The 17,077-nt window shown below is 55.5% G+C and carries 17 protein-coding genes, 3 tRNA genes and 1 pseudogene; 13 read left to right on the top strand and 8 right to left on the bottom strand.

What is annotated here, in order from left to right; translation table 11 throughout:
- Nucleotides 1-9: 9 nt before the first annotated feature.
- The 5 genes from tssJ to K6958_RS03305 form a co-directional block, all read right to left on the bottom strand.
- Entirely contained in the window at nucleotides 10-534 is a 525-nt protein-coding gene (gene tssJ / locus K6958_RS03325) for a type VI secretion system lipoprotein TssJ (RefSeq protein WP_249893328.1), read from the bottom strand.
- Nucleotides 535-557: 23 nt separating this feature from the next.
- Entirely contained in the window at nucleotides 558-1,058 is a 501-nt protein-coding gene (locus K6958_RS03320; protein ID WP_249894586.1) for an SH3 domain-containing protein, read from the bottom strand.
- Nucleotides 1,059-2,104: 1,046 nt separating this feature from the next.
- Complete coding sequence (yjjG, locus tag K6958_RS03315) at nucleotides 2,105-2,785, bottom strand: pyrimidine 5'-nucleotidase (protein ID WP_249893327.1); 681 nt, start codon at nucleotides 2,783-2,785, stop codon at nucleotides 2,105-2,107.
- A gap of 46 nt (nucleotides 2,786-2,831) precedes the next feature.
- Nucleotides 2,832-3,272: a ribosomal protein S18-alanine N-acetyltransferase gene (gene rimI, locus K6958_RS03310; RefSeq protein WP_249893326.1), complete on the bottom strand. Its 441-nt coding sequence runs from the start codon at nucleotides 3,270-3,272 to the stop codon at nucleotides 2,832-2,834.
- Complete coding sequence (locus K6958_RS03305; protein WP_249893325.1) at nucleotides 3,241-3,654, bottom strand: DNA polymerase III subunit psi; 414 nt, start codon at nucleotides 3,652-3,654, stop codon at nucleotides 3,241-3,243. Before K6958_RS03305 ends, rimI begins: the two co-directional genes overlap by 32 nt.
- Before the next feature lie 107 nt (nucleotides 3,655-3,761).
- On the opposite strand from K6958_RS03305, the gene rsmC reads away from it, so the two are divergent.
- The 4 genes from rsmC (at nucleotide 3,762) to K6958_RS03285 (ending at nucleotide 5,268) form a co-directional block, all read left to right on the top strand.
- Complete coding sequence (gene rsmC, locus K6958_RS03300) at nucleotides 3,762-4,814, top strand: 16S rRNA (guanine(1207)-N(2))-methyltransferase RsmC (RefSeq protein ID WP_249893324.1); 1,053 nt, start codon at nucleotides 3,762-3,764, stop codon at nucleotides 4,812-4,814.
- Nucleotides 4,815-4,946: 132 nt separating this feature from the next.
- Nucleotides 4,947-5,033, top strand: a tRNA-Leu gene (locus K6958_RS03295).
- A gap of 34 nt (nucleotides 5,034-5,067) precedes the next feature.
- Nucleotides 5,068-5,154, top strand: a tRNA-Leu gene (locus K6958_RS03290).
- 27 nt (nucleotides 5,155-5,181) lie between these two features.
- A tRNA-Leu gene (locus K6958_RS03285) sits at nucleotides 5,182-5,268 on the top strand.
- A gap of 226 nt (nucleotides 5,269-5,494) precedes the next feature.
- Here K6958_RS03285 and K6958_RS03280 read toward each other — a convergent pair.
- Nucleotides 5,495-5,779 (bottom strand): DUF1435 family protein, encoded by a 285-nt coding sequence (locus K6958_RS03280; protein WP_249893323.1) that lies wholly within the window; start codon nucleotides 5,777-5,779, stop codon nucleotides 5,495-5,497.
- Between the two features lie 238 nt (nucleotides 5,780-6,017).
- Here K6958_RS03280 and K6958_RS03275 point away from each other — a divergent pair, with 238 nt between their 5' ends.
- The 6 genes and pseudogenes from K6958_RS03275 to K6958_RS21205 all read left to right on the top strand — a co-directional run.
- Nucleotides 6,018-7,118 carry a diguanylate cyclase gene (locus K6958_RS03275; protein WP_249893322.1) on the top strand — a complete coding sequence of 367 codons (1,101 nt, stop codon included), beginning with the start codon at nucleotides 6,018-6,020 and terminating at the stop codon, nucleotides 7,116-7,118.
- Between the two features lie 379 nt (nucleotides 7,119-7,497).
- Complete coding sequence (gene fhuF, locus K6958_RS03270) at nucleotides 7,498-8,292, top strand: siderophore-iron reductase FhuF (protein WP_249893321.1); 795 nt, start codon at nucleotides 7,498-7,500, stop codon at nucleotides 8,290-8,292.
- A 132-nt stretch (nucleotides 8,293-8,424) separates the two neighbouring features.
- Nucleotides 8,425-8,901 carry a YbaK/EbsC family protein gene (locus tag K6958_RS03265; protein ID WP_249893320.1) on the top strand — a complete coding sequence of 159 codons (477 nt, stop codon included), beginning with the start codon at nucleotides 8,425-8,427 and terminating at the stop codon, nucleotides 8,899-8,901.
- Nucleotides 8,902-8,964: 63 nt separating this feature from the next.
- Nucleotides 8,965-9,498, top strand: a complete 534-nt coding sequence (locus tag K6958_RS03260) for a DUF2946 family protein (RefSeq protein WP_249893319.1) — start codon at nucleotides 8,965-8,967, stop codon at nucleotides 9,496-9,498.
- Between the two features lie 44 nt (nucleotides 9,499-9,542).
- The gene (locus K6958_RS03255) at nucleotides 9,543-10,949 is read left to right on the top strand and encodes a PepSY-associated TM helix domain-containing protein (RefSeq protein ID WP_249893318.1); all 1,407 of its coding nucleotides are present in this window, start codon (nucleotides 9,543-9,545) and stop codon (nucleotides 10,947-10,949) included.
- A gap of 63 nt (nucleotides 10,950-11,012) precedes the next feature.
- Nucleotides 11,013-11,102, top strand: a pseudogene (locus K6958_RS21205) (CcdB family protein); the annotation flags it as partial.
- An 89-nt stretch (nucleotides 11,103-11,191) separates the two neighbouring features.
- Here the strand turns inward: K6958_RS21205 and K6958_RS03250 are convergent.
- Together K6958_RS03250 and K6958_RS03245 are read right to left on the bottom strand one after the other, a co-directional pair.
- Nucleotides 11,192-12,736 carry a methyl-accepting chemotaxis protein gene (locus K6958_RS03250; protein ID WP_249893317.1) on the bottom strand — a complete coding sequence of 515 codons (1,545 nt, stop codon included), beginning with the start codon at nucleotides 12,734-12,736 and terminating at the stop codon, nucleotides 11,192-11,194.
- Nucleotides 12,737-12,862: 126 nt separating this feature from the next.
- Complete coding sequence (locus K6958_RS03245) at nucleotides 12,863-13,792, bottom strand: LysR family transcriptional regulator (protein ID WP_249893316.1); 930 nt, start codon at nucleotides 13,790-13,792, stop codon at nucleotides 12,863-12,865.
- A gap of 102 nt (nucleotides 13,793-13,894) precedes the next feature.
- Between K6958_RS03245 and K6958_RS03240 the strand changes: the two genes are divergently transcribed.
- The 3 genes from K6958_RS03240 (at nucleotide 13,895) to K6958_RS03230 (ending at nucleotide 17,036) form a co-directional block, all read left to right on the top strand.
- Nucleotides 13,895-14,284: a tautomerase family protein gene (locus tag K6958_RS03240; protein WP_249893314.1), complete on the top strand. Its 390-nt coding sequence runs from the start codon at nucleotides 13,895-13,897 to the stop codon at nucleotides 14,282-14,284.
- A 156-nt stretch (nucleotides 14,285-14,440) separates the two neighbouring features.
- Nucleotides 14,441-16,207: a glycerol-3-phosphate dehydrogenase/oxidase gene (locus K6958_RS03235; RefSeq protein ID WP_249893312.1), complete on the top strand. Its 1,767-nt coding sequence runs from the start codon at nucleotides 14,441-14,443 to the stop codon at nucleotides 16,205-16,207.
- Nucleotides 16,197-17,036, top strand: coding sequence for a class I fructose-bisphosphate aldolase (locus K6958_RS03230; protein ID WP_249893311.1), 840 nt, complete (start codon nucleotides 16,197-16,199; stop codon nucleotides 17,034-17,036). The genes K6958_RS03235 and K6958_RS03230 overlap by 11 nt, the downstream gene beginning before the upstream one ends.
- Nucleotides 17,037-17,077: the final 41 nt, after the last annotated feature.

The raw sequence follows: 17,077 nt of genomic DNA, 5'->3' as shown, positions 1-17,077 counted from the left end.
GGCTTTCCGTTATTCAGGCGTTGACTCTGCTTTGCCCGCAAGCTGTACGCCGCTATTGTCAGCAACGATCCTGGCCTGCAACGCATCCGCTTCCCGGTACCAGCCGTGGCTCGACTCGCTCTCGTCCGCATTGGGCAGCGGCAGAGAGAGACGCCATTTCTTACCGTTGAGCGATTGGTACTCGGCCATAATGCCGATATAGCGCGCATCCGGCGTGCGTTGACCGCTAAGGGTTTTATTTAGCTGGCCTGGCAACAGGAAAAACTGCTCGCTATTGAGCAGATTGTTACCCAGTACGGTTTGCGCGCTATTTTGCAGCGAATAAAAATCCGCTGACATAAAGTCGGCATCCGATTTCAATAACAGCACTCTGAACTTCAGCGGTGCCGAGTCATTGATGGGTGGGTGCGCCTGAAATAACAGACTGTAACGGGAGGGATCGCTGCGTGTGGATGACATACAGCCTGCCAGCAAGGTAAGCGCCGCCAGGAAAAGCGCCTGAACACTCAGGCGCAAAAAAGAACGCGTTTTCATAATGGGTTACCCATTAGAAATTATTAATCGATAATCCAGGTGCCGCTGTTGCTGTTCTGGCAGGCTTTACTGTCGCCGTCGACCGCAACGCAGGTTTTTTTCTTCGCGGGCGTGGTGCGTATGCGCTTGCGACGCTGATCCGCCTTGATGGTGTCGTCATACAGCTCGCTTTTCACTACGGCGCGCAGCGGCACGTAGCCGATCAGCTGATCCTGATCTTTTTCCGCGATGGCGAACCAGTTATTTTCCACGCTGCCCAGCACGATATAGGGCTGCGCATTTTCCAGCTGACGCACCAGCTTGCCGCCGAAATCGGGACGGCTCATCACCGAGGCGTTATACAACGCGCGATATTCTTCGTTAATCGGCGTGAAGGTTTTCGGCGGAGTAATGGCATGGCGATAAGTCAAGGTAACGCCATCAACGGTGCTGGACACTATCGTGTCGTCATTGACCGGCGGCGGCGACTTACAACCCGCAACGCCTAATACAAAAAGCAGACCTAATGCGATTCGAATTTTCACCATGATCCTCATGAAATTATCTCAAGTAATTAACAAAACGGGAGTAAGCCGCAGGTCACCAGCAACGACGCAGCGAAAAATTCGTCAGGAACGAATTTGAACAGCCGCAGGCTGCCCTTGGTGAAAGACAAGGATGTCTCTCATTAATCCCCAGAGCTTACTGTAGTAAGTGACCGGGGTGAACGAGTCATGCCAACGTCTCTGTAGCCTGAAGTATGACGGGTATGGTTGCCGCTGGCCGTACCAGCTGAAAGCACAGACACAGCTCAGTCGGAGCCAGAACCATAATTTACACGTTATTTGGGCGATACAAGTCTGTTACATGGCGACAAATGCTCGATTTGCGCAACGTAGCATAAAGACGGGTTACCGGAAATGCGGCTGATACTACCCTGTCGGTGAGGATTTGATGAATATTCCTCAACCATTATTGCTACTCCCTGTTGGCATTCCTGGTATTCTCTGGTGAAAAGTTCTGAAAGGCCAAGCTAAACGCGCGTGGTATTGCATGCATGTAGTAATGCTGCCCACGATCTGCGGCCTGCATCAGATAATAAGAAAAGTGTCTAAAATTCAGCCGAAAAGCTGAGGGTGGATTCAGCCATCGCTACCGCACGAGGTTGCAAAGCAAGCCCCGAAGCTGGTGTTTTTATCTATTTAAGCTGTTCTGTTTCGCGCAAGTTTACATAGTCTTTGCGATAATTCAACGAGCGCGTAGCAAAGGGTTTTATATTAGTAAAGCTTAATGAAAAAATTTAAAGTAAATTCTGAATATTCTTATCACTTTCTATAGGAATATTCCTACAAAATATCAGAAAAGTTTTACTTATCTCGCAAAAAAAAGCCATTTCGCGCAAAAAAGCAGCATATTTAGGCCAAAATTTTTTCCTTCTTTGGCCCTGTTTTTAATGTTTTACTCTTCGCTAAACCGGTTCCAGCAACCATAATTAGTGATTAATATTGCAATAAGTTAAATCAGCAATAAAAAAGGCGACACAAAGGTCGCCTTGATAGATTTTCAAACTAAAAATAGAGAGAATTAAAACTTAAGAAAATAAGATAGATTGCAGCTCATGCAGCGAGCTTACCTGCCAGTCTGGCTTGATCGCTTCAGGTTTTTCTCTGCCGTCCGCATTCAGCCAGCAGGTTTTTAAACCGGCATTGATGCCGCCCAAAATATCTGAATCAGGATTATCACCTACCATCAGTACCCGTTCAGGCGCTGGCCTTCCCATCTTCTCCAGCGCATAGTTAAAAATCGCTGGATGCGGTTTGGCATGGCCAACCTGCTCGGAAATCACCAGCAGATCGAAGTAATCCCGAAAACCGGTACGCTGCAGACGCACCTGTTGCAGAGCGGTAAAGCCATTGGTGATGATGCCCATCTTCACCTTGCCCTTCAGCGCGTTAATCAGATTTACCGCGCCTTCCAACGGCACGCACACTTCCGCCATCGCGCTAAGAAAGCCGCTGTTTAACGTATCCGGTGTGACATTCAGCTTTTCCGCCCAGCCGTTAAAACGCTGGTGCTGCAGCTGCAGCGCAGTAATGGCGCCGTTCTGATATTCCACCCACAGTGGTTTATTGACCGACTGATATTCGTGATAGTCATCAGTAGTGAAATCAACGTTGTAATCTTTAAACAGCCGTTGCAGGCCCGCAAAAGCATCAAAGTGAAACAGCGTGTCGTCAGCGTCAAAAAGGATCCAGTCCCAGTTTTGTAGCATAGCTTTCTCCTGTTACGGCCGTCAGAGGATTTGCGGCGTTCGGCCTTTACAGGCTGAGCGCCATAATCAGAGCATCTTCCCGACCGTGCGTTGCCGGATAATAATTTCGGCGCACCGAAACTTCATTAAAACCGGTCTGTTCATAAAGCGCGATCGCCGCATGATTGGAGGCGCGCACCTCCAGCCAGAGGGTAAAAATATCGCGCTGCTGCAACTGTTCAATTAGATGATGCAGCAGCGCCTTGCCCAGCCCCTGTCGTTGATAAGCCGGATCGACGGCAATATTGAATAGCGTCGCTTCGTCCAGTACCCATTGGGTAATGGCGAAGGCCGCCATCTGGCCGTCAACGTCAAGCCGGTAGTTTAGGTAACGTTCGCCCTGATTGCTGGTAAAGGTCGCTTCCGTCCAGGGGAAAGCGTGGCTGCGTCGCTCAATGGCGAGCGCCAGCGGAAGGTCATGCGGAGTGAGTAAAGAAATCGACGTCATATTCACAAATCTGCCGCCAGAGCGCGCGTTTCGCCTCGGCGTCAAAATAGAGCGCCTCAAGCGGCGGCGTGGAAAGTTGTGGACCCTGCTGCGCAACCGGCGCCTCGGTTCCCAGGCGCCAGCTGGCGCAGGAACGATCTTCAGGCAGCATAGCAAGCTGATCCGGCGTTACGCTGACTACCTGCTGTGGCGTAATCGCCAGCGCGCGCAGCACATCGCCAACCAAAGGGTCCTCAGTTGTGGGAGGAATATCCGCCACGATCAGCAGGCGCGTATCCGCCGGCAGCGTTATCGCGATCTCACCCTGTAACGCGCGCGGACGCCGCAGCTTATACTGCGTAATGCCCATTTGCTGTAGTAGCCAGTCACGTCTGGATGACATAGAAATTCCCGTTACGCCCTTATAATGCGCCGCTATGCTAGCAAACCCATCGAACATGCGCCAACAAACCACTATACTCTGCGCTCTGATTTCTGAGGAGCTATCTGATGTCTGCTTTTACCCCGGCGAGTGAAGTGATCCTGCGCCATAGTGATGAATGGCAAGACCGCCGCGTGCTGTTTGCCGGCGATTTGCAGGATGACCTGCCCGCCCAGCTGGAAACCCAGCTGAGCCGCGTCCATACGCAATATTATCATCACTGGCAATCATTAAGCCGCAGCATGGGCGATCGTGCGCAGTTTGGCCTGGTAGCCACGGCAGAAGCGATAGCAGAGTGCGATACCCTGATCTATTACTGGCCGAAAAACAAGCCGGAAGCCCAGTTTCAGCTGCAAAATCTGCTGTCGCTGCTGCCGGTGGGCAGCGATATTTTTGTTATTGGCGAAAACCGCAGCGGCGTGCGCAGCGCCGAAGGTATGCTGGCTGCCTGGGCGACGCTGGACAAGATCGACAGCGCGCGCCGTTGCGGTCTGTATCATGGTCGCCTGACACAGCAGCCCGCGTTTGATGCGGAAAGTTTCTGGGATGAATACAGACTGGATGATTGCGTGATTAAAACGCTGCCGGGTGTATTCAGCCGCGACGGGCTGGATGGTGGCAGCGCCCTGCTGCTCTCAACCTTTACCCCGCATACCAAAGGGAAAGTGCTGGATATCGGCTGCGGCGCCGGGGTGCTGGCAACGCTGCTGGCGCGTCATTCGCCAAAGGTACGCCTGTGGCTGACCGATGTGGATGCCGCCGCGCTGGCCGCCAGTAAAGCGACGCTGGCCGCCAACCAGATCGAAGGCGAGGTATTTGCCAGCAACGTTTATTCTGACGTGACCGGCCGTTATGACATGATCATCTCGAACCCGCCGTTCCATGAAGGGATGCAGACCAGCCTTGATGCGGCGCGTACGCTGATTCGCGGTGCGGCTCAGCACCTTAACAGCGGCGGCGAGCTACGGCTGGTGGCTAACGCCTTTCTGCCCTACCCGCAGGTGCTGGACGAAACCTTTGGCCATCATGAAGTGCTGGCGCAAACGGGTCGTTTTAAGGTCTACCGCGCCGTCTGGGGACGCGATGCCCGCGCCATTAAGGCTGCTAACCGCGACAAATAAAGCCTTACCTCCCGGGGATCTGCTGCTTTTTACAGCGATCGCAACAGAGCCGATAAATATCTGTTGACGTCCCCGGGAAAAATCTCCAGAATTCGCCTCCGTGGTTGCAGTGCTGTAAAGCATTGCCGGAATGCGAAGGTGGCGGAATTGGTAGACGCGCTAGCTTCAGGTGTTAGTGTCTTAACGGACGTGAGGGTTCAAGTCCCTCTCTTCGCACCAAAGACCACAAAAATTCATATCGCACAGCATCTGCGCGAAGGTGGCGGAATTGGTAGACGCGCTAGCTTCAGGTGTTAGTGTCTTAACGGACGTGAGGGTTCAAGTCCCTCTCTTCGCACCAAATGCGGTGATATGAAGACAATGTTATGCGAAGGTGGCGGAATTGGTAGACGCGCTAGCTTCAGGTGTTAGTGTCTTAACGGACGTGAGGGTTCAAGTCCCTCTCTTCGCACCAATATTGTCACGCTTCTGTTATTTCTCTCTGTTTCCCCCGATTTGACTCTGCCGTTATCCGGCGATCACATTTTCTCCCGGTTTCACAGCCCGATTTTTTCCTGCTTTATTGTCTGAAAAGCGGCCGTTCTTTGCCGGATAATCCTGTCGCGGAAAAGCGATGCGATGATCAGTTCACCCGCTGCCGGACGGCTATCCTTAACCCCCCGACAAACGCTTTGCCTGCGTTACAGCGCGCCTGCATTCACCGATACCGCGGCCAACGCGCCGGCGAGCGCGATACAGGAAGGCAGCAAGATATAGCGTCGTAGCCGATGATGCACCAGCATCACTACGGTCATTAGCAGCGCCGTCAATAACAACCAACGCCACTGGCCGAATGACAGGTTCATGGATGCCACTAACGGCATCAGCGCGCCAGGCAACAACACACTCCACGCGCTTTGCAGGCGCTCTCCCATTATCCAGCTCACGCCCCATAATCCGCAGGCCGCCATAATTGCCATCAGCATATCCGTCACCACTAAATGATAATGATTACCAGTATCATATGGTAGCTTTTATCATTTTGCACGTTTCCTTTGTAGAAACTTTAGACACGAAGATGACAGACCAGTTAGAAAGTGATAGATTGCCAGGATTAATCTAATCCAGATACCAATAATAACTGCTCAATACCCTTTCCAGAGTAAATATTTTTACTATGGCAATGGCGCTTTGATATTTCAGGGCTGTTCCGAGTGTATAAAAATGAAATTACAAACTTATGAAGAATTGCTGCACAGCAAATATCGCCTGTCGTTAATGCTTTTTCTTTTTTTAAACATGGCGACATCACTTTTTTTTATGTTACCGATAAATAAAGGAGAAAATCTTTCATTCTCTTTACCGGCAACGCTGATAGTTATCATAAGTTTATTGCAATTAACCTTCTGGATCCTGAAGCCTGCCACCAGATGGCCGATATTATCGTTGACCGCTTTTATTATCGGCGTGCTGTGGTCATGGCTGATTGCGAATAAAAGCCAGCTGGTTTTTTATTTTGACGGCAGCTTCCTGCTGGTCAGCCTGATGGCGGTTTTCTTTATCAGCGCCATCTCGCTAAATGAACATCTGCTGGCGTTTTGCCTGCACATTGCCCCGCCCTCGCTTACCGTTATGCTGCTCGACCGCGGCCAGCATCCGCTAACGCTGCTGTTTACCATCGCACTGCCACTGCTCGGCTTTACGCTCCAGAGCCTGATGCAGCGCCGCAGCGACCATTTTACGCGACGCCTCTTGTTCCAGCTGTACGAAGAAAAGCAGACCTGGAGCGACCTGAGTATGCTCGATCCGCTTACCGGGCTCTATAACCGGCGCGGTTTGAAGAACCGGCTGGAAAACCTGCTGGAGAACCATGCCGGCAGCCATTTCGTGATGCTGCTCGATATCGATAATTTTAAATCTTATAACGATAACTACGGGCATGCGATGGGCGATCAGGCGCTGACGCGCGTCTCTGCGGCGATTCGTGATGCGGTGCGCTCGCGGGATGTAGTCACCCGTTACGGCGGCGAAGAGTTTCTGGTGCTGATGACTAACGTTAATCGTTCGATTGCCATGAAGCTGGCTGAACGTATTCGTCAACATGTGCTGGACCTGGAAATTCCCCATCGTTTTAACCATCGCGTCTCTACGCATGTCACTATTAGCGCCGGTATTGCTCCGATAATCGAAGAAGATTTTGAACAGGCGCTGGCCAACGCCGATCGGGCTTTATATGTGGCGAAAAACCGCGGCAGAAATACCATTCTTTCCTGGGAAGAACTTTGCGAAGCTAATCTGCGTTCAGCGCCGGCGGATATAGCCTGATGTTTAAGGATGCATTTATATAAAAGGATTATTTAGCCGGGATAAATCTTTCTCCTTAATACAAATTAAAGTAATTCAAATAGTTTCTTCTCTGCAGGCCTGGTTTAAATAAAAAATCCATCGGCAACGGCGAGAATAACGCTATTTATTTTTTGCTGGAATTTTTATACGCCGGTTGTCTATAGCGCAGGATGTTTTTCTGCCTTTGACTAAAACCTGACGTTTTATCAGGTTATAGCCGATAAATCTCCCGTAACGTTAATACGACGACTTACTGCATTCTCCCACTTGCTAGCGCATTCCTTCCTGGATACAATCAAGAACGATTATCATTTGTTTTCTTATCTCCATTTCGGCAGTCGATTACACAGGAAGCCCTATGGCCATTGTTACGCGTCAGGCTTATGAGTATGGTTCGTCTCCAGTCATCTTTATGCAGAGTGATAGTTCGCTGAGCACTGTGCTGCATAGTCTGTTTAGCGAACATCGCTCGTGGTTCCTTGAATTTATCACGCTTAACGACGCCGCCCCTGACGATACGCTTATCCAGCCTGAATGGTCACAGAGCACGCACTTTAATCGCCTGCTGGCGCGCTACAGCGATGAAATCTATCGTGAGCATGCTGATATGCTGCGTGAGGCAAAGCCGCTACAGTCGCTCTGGGCGCAGTGGTATTTTGGCCTGATTGTGCCGCCGATGATGCTGGCGCTGGTAATGGAGAAGCGCGCGCTCGACTGCTCGCTGGAACATTTTCATCTGCAGTTCCATGAAAGCGGTCGTCCGGCTAAATTCTGGATCGACGTGCAGGAGGACGAAGATGCGCGCTATCTGAATGCGCATCAGCGTATCGATCGTCTTATCCAGCGGCATTTAATCCCGGCGGTACAGGGCATTGAACAGCATGGCGATATCAACGCCAAACTTATCTGGAATAATACCGGCTACCTGATGCACTGGTTTTTAGGCGAGATGAAAAGCTGGGTAGATGAAGCCACGCTGCTGACGCTGGAACATGCGCTGTTTTTCTCGCGTCATTTATTGGACGGCAGCGATAACCCGCTTTACCGTACCGTTATCCCGCGCGACGGCGCGATGCAGCGTCGCAGCTGCTGTCAGCGCTACCGGCTGCCCGCGGTGGAACGTTGCGGCGACTGTACCCTGAAGCCCGTCTGATCCCCTCTTCTGACGGCAAAAAGTCATCAACCCTTTTTTTGTAAGGCGGCGCTTTCCCGCCGCCTGTCGTTTACAGATCCCCTCGGTTATGGCAGCTTTATCACCCCGTTTTATTGTAAAGAGCAACGCAACATGAGCCTGGAGTCTGTACGGCAGTATTTTGCCGAGCGTGCCCCTGAAATCCCGATTATTGAACTTAGTCAAAGCACGGCAACCGTGGCTCTTGCCGCTAAAGCGCACGGCGTCGCGCCGGGGCAGATAGCGAAGACCCTGTCGTTAAAGGTAAAGAATCGGGTGATCCTGATCGTGACCGGCGGCGATCTGCGTCTGGATAATCGCAAGCTAAAAGAAACGCTGGGGGCAAAGGCGCGCATGTTAACCACCGATGAGGTGCTGAACTGGACCGGCCATCCGCCCGGCGGCGTCTGCCCCTTTGGCCTTGAGCATCCGCTGCCAGTCTATTGCGATATTTCTCTGCGGCGCTTTGCCGAAGTATTGCCGGCAGCAGGCGCGACTCATAGCGCGCTACGTATCTCGCCGGATAAAATGGCGGAGCTTACCGAGGCCGAATGGGTCGACGTTTGCCAAAATCCCGCTGATTTAACCTAAAAAAATGATTTCTGTATTGGCAATTCGCCTACAATTACGCCGTTATCTTGTTCAGGATCTTCTGTGTCGCTGATTTATGTTGCCATCGCCCGCAGCCGTTTCCCGGCGTGGCTGGCGCTGCTGGCTATGCTGCTGCTGTTTATCGCCCCGGTGATTTCTAAATCGCTGATGGCTCAGCATGGCTATGCCTCGCCAATGATGGCGCATATGTCAGCAATGGCGATGGATGCGGAAGATGAAAGGCATGACCATGGCTGCGCAGCAGAGGTCGCCAGGCAACACAGCCCGCCGACCGCCAGCCACGCTCATCACTCGTCGCCCCCTACGGCGGCGCAGCCAGGCGCCGCGCCTCATTCCGCTTCCGCTGCCTCTCATTCCCGGCACTATCATATGTCGATGATGGACGACAGCGCCTGTGGCTACTGCGTACTGCTGATTCATCTGCCGCTGGACTCCGTGCGCCTGCCGCAGCTCTGGACGCTGCTACAGGCGGCCGTGCCAGTCGCTCCTCTCCAGCTACAGCCTTTTGTCGCCAGCTGGATCCCCATTTGGTTCCGACCGCGCGGGCCGCCGGTTAACGGGTTTTCACTCGTTTAACCCAACGCTTTCTCTACAGCCCGCCAACGGGCAAAGGAACCATTATGTCGGAAAAAATCGTGCCGACGGCCTCGGCACAGATTGAAAAAACGCAAAGCGCGCAGGCGTTTCTGCAGCTTATGCGTCGTTTACACTTCACCATCGGTCTGTTTATCGGCCCGTTTATCTTTGCCGCCGCGCTCACCGGCACGCTCTATGTATTAACGCCGCAGCTTGAAAATTACCTGTATGCGCAACAGCTGACGACCGATGCGCCCGGCCCCGTACAGCCGCTATCAAAACAGATCGATGCGGCGCTGGCCTACGCGGGCAGCGATGCGAAAATCGCCGCCGTGCGCCCGGCACCGAGCGATACCGAGACCACACGCGTGATGTTTCGCTTCGCCGACAGCGCGCCATCAGAAACGCGCGCTCTGTTTATCGATCCGAAAACGCTGGCGGTACGCGGCGATCTCACCGTCTACGGCACCAGTGGGATTTTGCCGCTGCGCACCACGCTGGATTATCTCCATCGCAGCCTGCTGCTGGGTGATATTGGGCGTAACTACAGCGAGCTGGCCGCCAGCTGGATGTGGGTCGCCGCGCTGGGCGGCACGCTGCTATGGGCGGTACAGCGCACGCCGCGTCGCAGCAAAACAACAGGCGCCTCGCGTACGCAACGCCTGCTGCGTCTGCGTAGCTGGCACAGCCTGCTGGGCCTTGCGCTGCTGCTCGGGCTGCTGTTTTTCTCCGCCACCGGCCTCACCTGGTCGCGCTGGGCCGGCGATAATATCAATGCCCTGCGCGCCCATTATGGCTGGCTGACCCCGGCGGTGAATACGCAGCTTGCCAGCAACGCGCCGCCGATGATGATGGATGAACATGCGGAGCATCATGGGCATATGATGCATCATGCGCCGGATGCGCCGTTAAGCGCCGCCCAGTTTGACGGCGTGCTGGCTGCCGCGCGCGCCAACGGTATTGACGCGGCGAAGCTGGAAATTCGCCCTTCTTATCAGGCGGACAGAGCGTGGATCGTGGGTGAGATCGATCGCCGCTGGCCCACCCAGGTGGATGCCGTGGCGGTGGATCCCCATACCTGGCGCGTTACGGATAAAATTGAATTCGCCAACTTTGGCCTGCTGGCGAAGTTAACGCGCTGGGGCGTGGATGCGCATATGGGCATTCTGTTCGGCGTGGCGAATCAGCTGGTGCTGGCACTGTTCGGCCTGGCGCTGTGCGTGCTGATTGTGCTTGGCTACCGTCTGTGGTGGCAGCGTCGTCCCGCTCAGCCGCAACATCATCCGGCGGATACGCTGATGCAGGCGTGGCGGCGTATGAGCCTCAGCCTACGCTTTATCCTGTCGGTGGTGCTGATAGCTCTGGCTTTTAGCCTGCCGCTGATGGGCATCAGCCTGCTGCTGTTTTTATTGCTGGATGCCTGGCGCTGGTATCGCGCGCAGCGGGCATAGCGCTGTTGCAGGCTGGCTTCCGGCCAGCCTGTTTTCCATTTCGTGCCTGCGATGACCGCCAGGCCAGTAGCGTGTTTAACGCCCGTGCTGCAAATTGAAGGTGAAGATTATTTGGTCATGACCCATGAAATGGCGAGCGTACGTATTCAGGAATGCTATGGTTTATCACCGCGCCTTTCTGGAAAGCCGGGGCGGACGCCATTGCACGACGCCCGCCAGGGTTGTCTTACTGCGGCGCTGGTTTAACGAAACACATCAACCGCCTCCACCAGCCGATGCGCCTGATTTTTCATCCGTGCCGAGGCCTGCGCGCCCTCTTCCACCAGTGAAGCGTTGTGATGCGTGATGCGATCCAGTTCCTCAACCGCCTTGCCGACTTCGCTCAGGCCGGTGCCTTGCTCACGCGTAGCGGTGCTAATTTGCTGCAGCAGCTCTGTCACGTTCTGCACTTTTTCCACGATATCGACGATGGTTTCACCCGCCTGATGCACCTGCCCGGTGCCCGACTGGACTTTCAGCGCGCTGACGGCGATCAAATCGCGGATCTCGCTGGCGGCGTTGGCGCTACGCTTCGCCAGATTGCGCACCTCTCCGGCCACTACCGCAAAGCCTTTGCCCTGTTCGCCGGCGCGCGCCGCCTCAACCGCCGCGTTCAGCGCCAGGATATTGGTCTGGAAAGCGATGCTGTCAATCAGGCCGGTAATTGAGGCTATCTGTTGCGAACTTTGCGCAATTTCGTCCATGGTGCCGACCACCTGCTTCATCACTTCTCCGCCCTGTACCGCCGCCTGGCTGGCGGTCATTGAGTAGTTATTCGCCTGACCGGTGCTTTCCGCATTGCTGTTAACCGTGGTGGTCATCTGATTCATGGTCGCAGCGGTTTGCTGCACGCTGGCCGCCGTCTGTTCGGTATGGCTGGCGATTTTTTCATTGCCCTGCGCCAGTTCATCGCTGGCCTGATGCACGCTCATCACCTGATCGCGTACATCTTTAACCAGCCAGCGGAACATCAGGCCAAGCTGCCCAACCGCCCGCAACGTCATGCCCACTTCATCAACACGGTCAAGATGATCAACCTGCTGTGAAGCGCCCGTCGCCACGTCCAGCGCCTGGCGACACACTTTTTCCAGCGGCCTGGAGATCTGCCATTCCAGCCAGCCGCAGGTGATTAACGCCATCAGCAGCGCCAGTCCGCCAAAGGCGGCCAGCGCGCCGCCCTGCAGGCCGACGGCCAGCGCGCTGAGCGCCATGCTCAGCCAGCAAAACGCCACGCCGCTGCGAATCCGCCAGCGCAGCGGCATTGTTTTCAACCATGAGAGCGGGCTTAAGGCGCCGCTACGTATCAGCAGCCCCTGACGCAGCCGCCAGCCGCGCAGTTTACCGTTGCGCATCTGCTGATAAAGTTGTTCTGCCGCCGCGACTTCCTGCTCGCTCGGCTTAATACGCACCGACATATGACCGGTAATAGTACCGTTACGGATCACCGGCACTACGTTTGCCCGCACCCAGTAATGGTCACCATTTTTACAGCGGTTTTTCACCAGCCCGGTCCAGGGCAAGCCTTGTTTCAGCGTCGCCCACATATCCGCAAAGGCCGCCTTCGGCATATCGGGGTGGCGCACCAGATTATGCGGCTGCCCGTGAATTTCATCACGCTCATAGCCGCTGACGTCGACAAAATCCTGATTAGCATAGGTAATATAACTTTGCGCATCAGTGGTGGTCATCAGCGTGGTGTCGTCATCAAGCTGCCAGGCCTGTTGCGTAACGTGCGATTGGGTAGTCATATGACAAGCCTTGTCCTGTATGTTTACGATCTAATCATTTTTCGCAGGGAATTCACCCGCACTCATCGGCAAAAACCCACAAAAACTTTAGAAGAAATACACATTCAGTCGCGGCAAACCGCAGGCTTATTGCGTCGCGCCTGCCTGAAAACGCTGACGCAGCCAGCGGCTCAGTTCAGTCACCGCACGCGGCACGCGCGCCGCCCACGGACGCACAACCCAAACATGGCGGGCAAACGCGCCCTGGATACGCCACTGCGGCAAAATCTGCCGTAGCCGGCCTTCTCCCAGCGCCTGACGCGCGCTGAAATCCGGTAGCATCGCGATCCCCAGCCCATCCAGCGCCGCATCACGGATCGATTCGCTGTTATTAGTAGCAAACGGGCCGCTGACATTTACCACGGTTTCCTGCTGCGGCTGCGCCGGATCGCTAAAGCGCCAGCGCGGCGGTTCGGTGCCGCGCGGATAATAAAGGCAGTCATGCTGACTCAGCTCCTGCGGATGCTGCGGCTCGCCGTGCGCTGCCAGCCAGGCGGGAGAGGCCACCAGCAGCGTATGCGTTTCACATAAAAGCTGGGCGACATGGGTTTCCGGCAGCGCGTTGCTGTGGCGGATCGCCAGATCGAATCCTTCGCTGGCCAGCGACACCAGCCGATCGGTCACCTCCAGCTGGATACGCAGCTGCGGATGCAGGCGTAGAAAATCACGAATATGCGGCTGCAGCTGTTGACGGGCGAAAGCCACCGGCGCGGTGATGCGCACCAGCCCGCGCAGCGGCCCGCTGCTGTCGCGCACAGCGTAGAAACTCTGTTCGATTTCCGCAAAGGGCGCCCGCAGCTCCTGCACCAGCTTTTCTCCCGCCTCGGTCAGCCGTACGCTGCGCGTGGTGCGCTGCACCAGCGGGACGCCCGCCAGCATCTCCAGCTGTTTAATTTTCTGGCTCATCGCCGCTTTGCTTACTTCAAGCCGCTCCGCCGCGCGCGTAAAGCTACCCTGTTCCGCCAGCACCGTCAGCCAGTGCAAATGCAGCCAGAGCGCATCAGTTTTAATGGTCATAGGGATTGTTCAAAATAGTAAACAATGCGTTTAACTATAACGCTTTTTTATCTTTGCAAGGGAGTGCAGGATAGTGATCAACCCACACGATTGGAGAAAACTATGCCCTTACTGCAATTCGATCTGATTGAAGGACGCTCAGAGTCGGAACTGAAAACTTTGCTGGATGCTGCGCACCGCGCGGTTTTAACCGCTTTTGGCGTACCGCCGCGCGATCGCTACCAGATTGTTCATGAGAACAAAAGATTTCAGATGGTGTTTGAAGATACCGGCCTGGGCCTGACGCGCAGCGATAATTTAGTGATGGTGCGCGTCTACACCAGCCCGCGCAGCAGCGAGCAAAAGCAGCATTTTATGGCCGAACTGGCGCGTGAGCTGGAAAGCAGCAGCGGCGTACGCGGCAATGATTTGATGATCAGCTTTATCACCAATGACAAAGGCGACTGGAGCTTTGCTAACGGCGTGGCGCAGTATCTGACCGGCGAGCTGTAACGGCAGCGCGTATTTACAGCATATTCACGATCCGGCTCACAGTTACGTATTTTAAGCCGCTGTTTTTTTGCCCTCTTCCCGCGTCGCGAAAATAATTGCAGGAGCAAGCAGTTAACGCTGAGCCTGTTCACTCCGTGACGGGTAGAGGAGAAAAGAATGCGGAAACAGGAAGTGGTGGTGAAGCGTAGCCGACAGGAAAAGCTCGCTGCGCTGCGCCAGCGCAATCGCGCCCCGGTGTTGATTGTCGGTGGCGGCATTAACGGTATCAGCACCTTTCGCGAGCTGGCGTTGCAGGGCGTGCCGGTGGTGCTGATTGAAAAAGATGACTGGTGTCAGGCAGCCAGCGGCGCGCTGTCGCGCATGATCCACGGCGGCCTGCGCTACCTGGAGACGGGCGAATTCGATCTGGTGAAAGAGTCGGTGCAGGAGCGTGACCGACTACTGAAAAACGCCCCGCACTATGTTTCTCCGCTACGCACCACGGTACCGATCGACAGCTGGGGCGGCGGCCTGATTAACGCCAGCAAGCGTTTTCTGCGCCTGGGTGAAAAGCCGACCCGCCGTGGCGCGCTGCTGATAAAAACCGGCCTCGCGCTGTACGACCTCTATACGCGCCAGCAGGGCAGCATGCCGCGCCATCGCCTGAACAATACCGCCGAGACCCGCGCTCGCTGGCCCGGCTTTGCCGTCTGGGTGAAATACAGCGCCACTTATTATGATGCGTGGATCAAAGCGCCGGAGCGGCTGGGCGTCGAGCTGGTATTGGATGCGGAGCAGAGCAACAGCGAGGCGCTGGCGCTTAACTACGTCAGCCTGGTGGCAAGCGACGGCGAGCGGGTTACGCTGCGCGATAACCTGACCAATACGCTATTTACCCTTGAACCACACGCGATCGTGAATGCGACCGGCGCCTGGATCGATCAGATCAACCAGCAGCTGGCCCCCGCCGATCCGCGCAAGCTGATCGGCGGCACTAAAGGATCGCATCTGATCATCGACAGCCCGGCGCTGCTGGCCGAGCTGCGAGATGAAATGGTCTATTACGAAAACCAGGACGGCCGCGTCTGCATTATGTTTCCCTGGTACGGCAAAGTGCTGGTGGGATCCACCGATATCCGGGTCGACGATCCGGAGAATATCGCCTGCACGCCGGAAGAACAGCGCTATATCCTGGAGTCGCTGCACTTTGTTTTCCCGCATATCAACGTCGGCGCCGAAGATGTGCTCTATACCTTCGCCGGCGTGCGTCCGCTGCCCGCCAGCGATACGGAAGTCAGCGGCCGTATTACGCGCAACCACTCGCTGGTCTATTTTCCGCCGGATGCCAGCCGCGATTTTTCCATCCTGAATCTGGTCGGCGGCAAGTGGACCACCTTCCGCCGCTTCGGGGAACAGGCGGCGGATCGGGTGTTGAAGCTGTTGGGCGAAAAACGCCGACGCAGCACCGTAGATATGGCGATCGGCGGCGGCCGTAATTTCCCCTGCCGCGAACGTCTGCCGGTGTGGATCCACGAGCTTAGCGACAAATATCAGCTGACGGAAGCGCGCGTGGCTCAGCTGGTGGATCGCTACGGCACCCGCGCCGAGCTGCTGTTGCGCCTGATCACCGCTGAGGATGAGCAGCCATTGCAGCATCATGCCGGCTACAGCGACGCCGAGCTGCGCTGGCTGATGCAAGAAGAACAAGTGGTGATGCTGGAAGACTTGTTGCTGCGCCGCACCGCGCTGGGCATCTCCGGACAGCTGACGCCGCCGCTGATGGCGGAAATCGCCCATCTGATGGCTGAGGAAATGCAGTGGAGCGATGCCCACCGCCAGCAGCAGCTGGAGATGACGCTCTCACGACTGGCGCGCCTGCACGGCGTTTCCGGGCTACGTTTAGCCTGTCAATCTCAACCCGCAGGAGAAATGCATGTCGGTTAGCGATAAAGTGCGGCTGAAACGCCTGTTTAAGCAGGGAAAATGTCTGGATGTCGCTATCGACCACGGCATTGCCAACGAGCCCGACTTCCTTGTCGGTCTGGAAGATATTTCCGGCGTGATGTGCAGCCTGATCGCCGCGCAGCCTGACGCTATTCAGGTTAACTACGGTCAGGCCGACCTGCTACAGCAGGCCGCCGCGCCGAAGCCGGCGCTGGTGCTGCGTACCGATGTCGGCAACGCTTACAATGCCGCGCGTCATCGGGAGATGTGGGCCGTGCTGCATAACCCGGAAGAGCCGATTCTGGCGGCGCTGCAGATGGACGCGGCGGCGGTAGTGGTGAATCTGTATCAAATTCCGGATGAGCCAGGCATCTTTCGTCAATGCGTGGAAAACATTGGCCGCCTGCGTCACGCCTGCGATAAATACGCCATGCCGCTAATGATAGAGCCGCTGGTAATGGCGGCGCAGGGTCAGGGGCCCGCCTATGGCTCGCTGGGAGACGTACGGCAGATCGTTCCGCTGGTGCGACTGGCGCGCGAACTGGGCGCCGATATTATCAAGGCCGATCCCACGGAAAACGTTGAGGAGTTTCATCGCGTGGTAGAGGCCGCGCGCTGCCCAACGCTGGTACGCGGCGGCGGCAAAGGCGAGCTGGGCGCGGTACTGGAAAAAAGCGCGACGCTGATGGCCCAGGGCGCCGCGGGCATGGTTTATGGCCGCAATGTGTATCAGCACGATAACCCAACGCGCGTGGTTAAGGCGCTGATGGCGATTATCCATCAGGGCGCCAGCGGCGCGGAAGCACTGGAGATCTACCACCAGTCCTGACCTTAATCCGGCGCTTAAGCAGTGCGCCATCGCATCGCCAG

The organism is Mixta hanseatica, from assembly GCF_023517775.1.
In the GTDB taxonomy this organism is placed as follows: Bacteria; Pseudomonadota; Gammaproteobacteria; order Enterobacterales; family Enterobacteriaceae; genus Mixta; species Mixta hanseatica.
The sequence above is the reverse complement of the archived record's forward strand: the minus strand, read 5'-3'. Positions and strand labels throughout refer to the sequence as shown.

What these genes read in the sequence shown, in the direction of transcription:
- K6958_RS03235 (WP_249893312.1), top strand. Translation starts at nt 14,441, where the DNA reads ATGCGGAAACAGGAAGTGGTGGTGAAGCGTAGCCGACAGGAAAAGCTC.
- K6958_RS03240 (WP_249893314.1), top strand. Translation starts at nt 13,895, where the DNA reads ATGCCCTTACTGCAATTCGATCTGATTGAAGGACGCTCAGAGTCGGAA.
- K6958_RS03305 (WP_249893325.1), bottom strand. Translation starts at nt 3,654, where the DNA reads ATGTCATCCAGACGTGACTGGCTACTACAGCAAATGGGCATTACGCAG.
- K6958_RS03250 (WP_249893317.1), bottom strand. Translation starts at nt 12,736, where the DNA reads ATGACTACCCAATCGCACGTTACGCAACAGGCCTGGCAGCTTGATGAC.
- rsmC (WP_249893324.1), top strand. Translation starts at nt 3,762, where the DNA reads ATGTCTGCTTTTACCCCGGCGAGTGAAGTGATCCTGCGCCATAGTGAT.
- K6958_RS03255 (WP_249893318.1), top strand. Translation starts at nt 9,543, where the DNA reads ATGTCGGAAAAAATCGTGCCGACGGCCTCGGCACAGATTGAAAAAACG.
- K6958_RS03275 (WP_249893322.1), top strand. Translation starts at nt 6,018, where the DNA reads ATGAAATTACAAACTTATGAAGAATTGCTGCACAGCAAATATCGCCTG.
- K6958_RS03280 (WP_249893323.1), bottom strand. Translation starts at nt 5,779, where the DNA reads ATGCTGATGGCAATTATGGCGGCCTGCGGATTATGGGGCGTGAGCTGG.
- rimI (WP_249893326.1), bottom strand. Translation starts at nt 3,272, where the DNA reads ATGACGTCGATTTCTTTACTCACTCCGCATGACCTTCCGCTGGCGCTC.
- tssJ (WP_249893328.1), bottom strand. Translation starts at nt 534, where the DNA reads ATGAAAACGCGTTCTTTTTTGCGCCTGAGTGTTCAGGCGCTTTTCCTG.
- fhuF (WP_249893321.1), top strand. Translation starts at nt 7,498, where the DNA reads ATGGCCATTGTTACGCGTCAGGCTTATGAGTATGGTTCGTCTCCAGTC.
- K6958_RS03230 (WP_249893311.1), top strand. Translation starts at nt 16,197, where the DNA reads ATGTCGGTTAGCGATAAAGTGCGGCTGAAACGCCTGTTTAAGCAGGGA.
- K6958_RS03245 (WP_249893316.1), bottom strand. Translation starts at nt 13,792, where the DNA reads ATGACCATTAAAACTGATGCGCTCTGGCTGCATTTGCACTGGCTGACG.
- K6958_RS03265 (WP_249893320.1), top strand. Translation starts at nt 8,425, where the DNA reads ATGAGCCTGGAGTCTGTACGGCAGTATTTTGCCGAGCGTGCCCCTGAA.
- yjjG (WP_249893327.1), bottom strand. Translation starts at nt 2,785, where the DNA reads ATGCTACAAAACTGGGACTGGATCCTTTTTGACGCTGACGACACGCTG.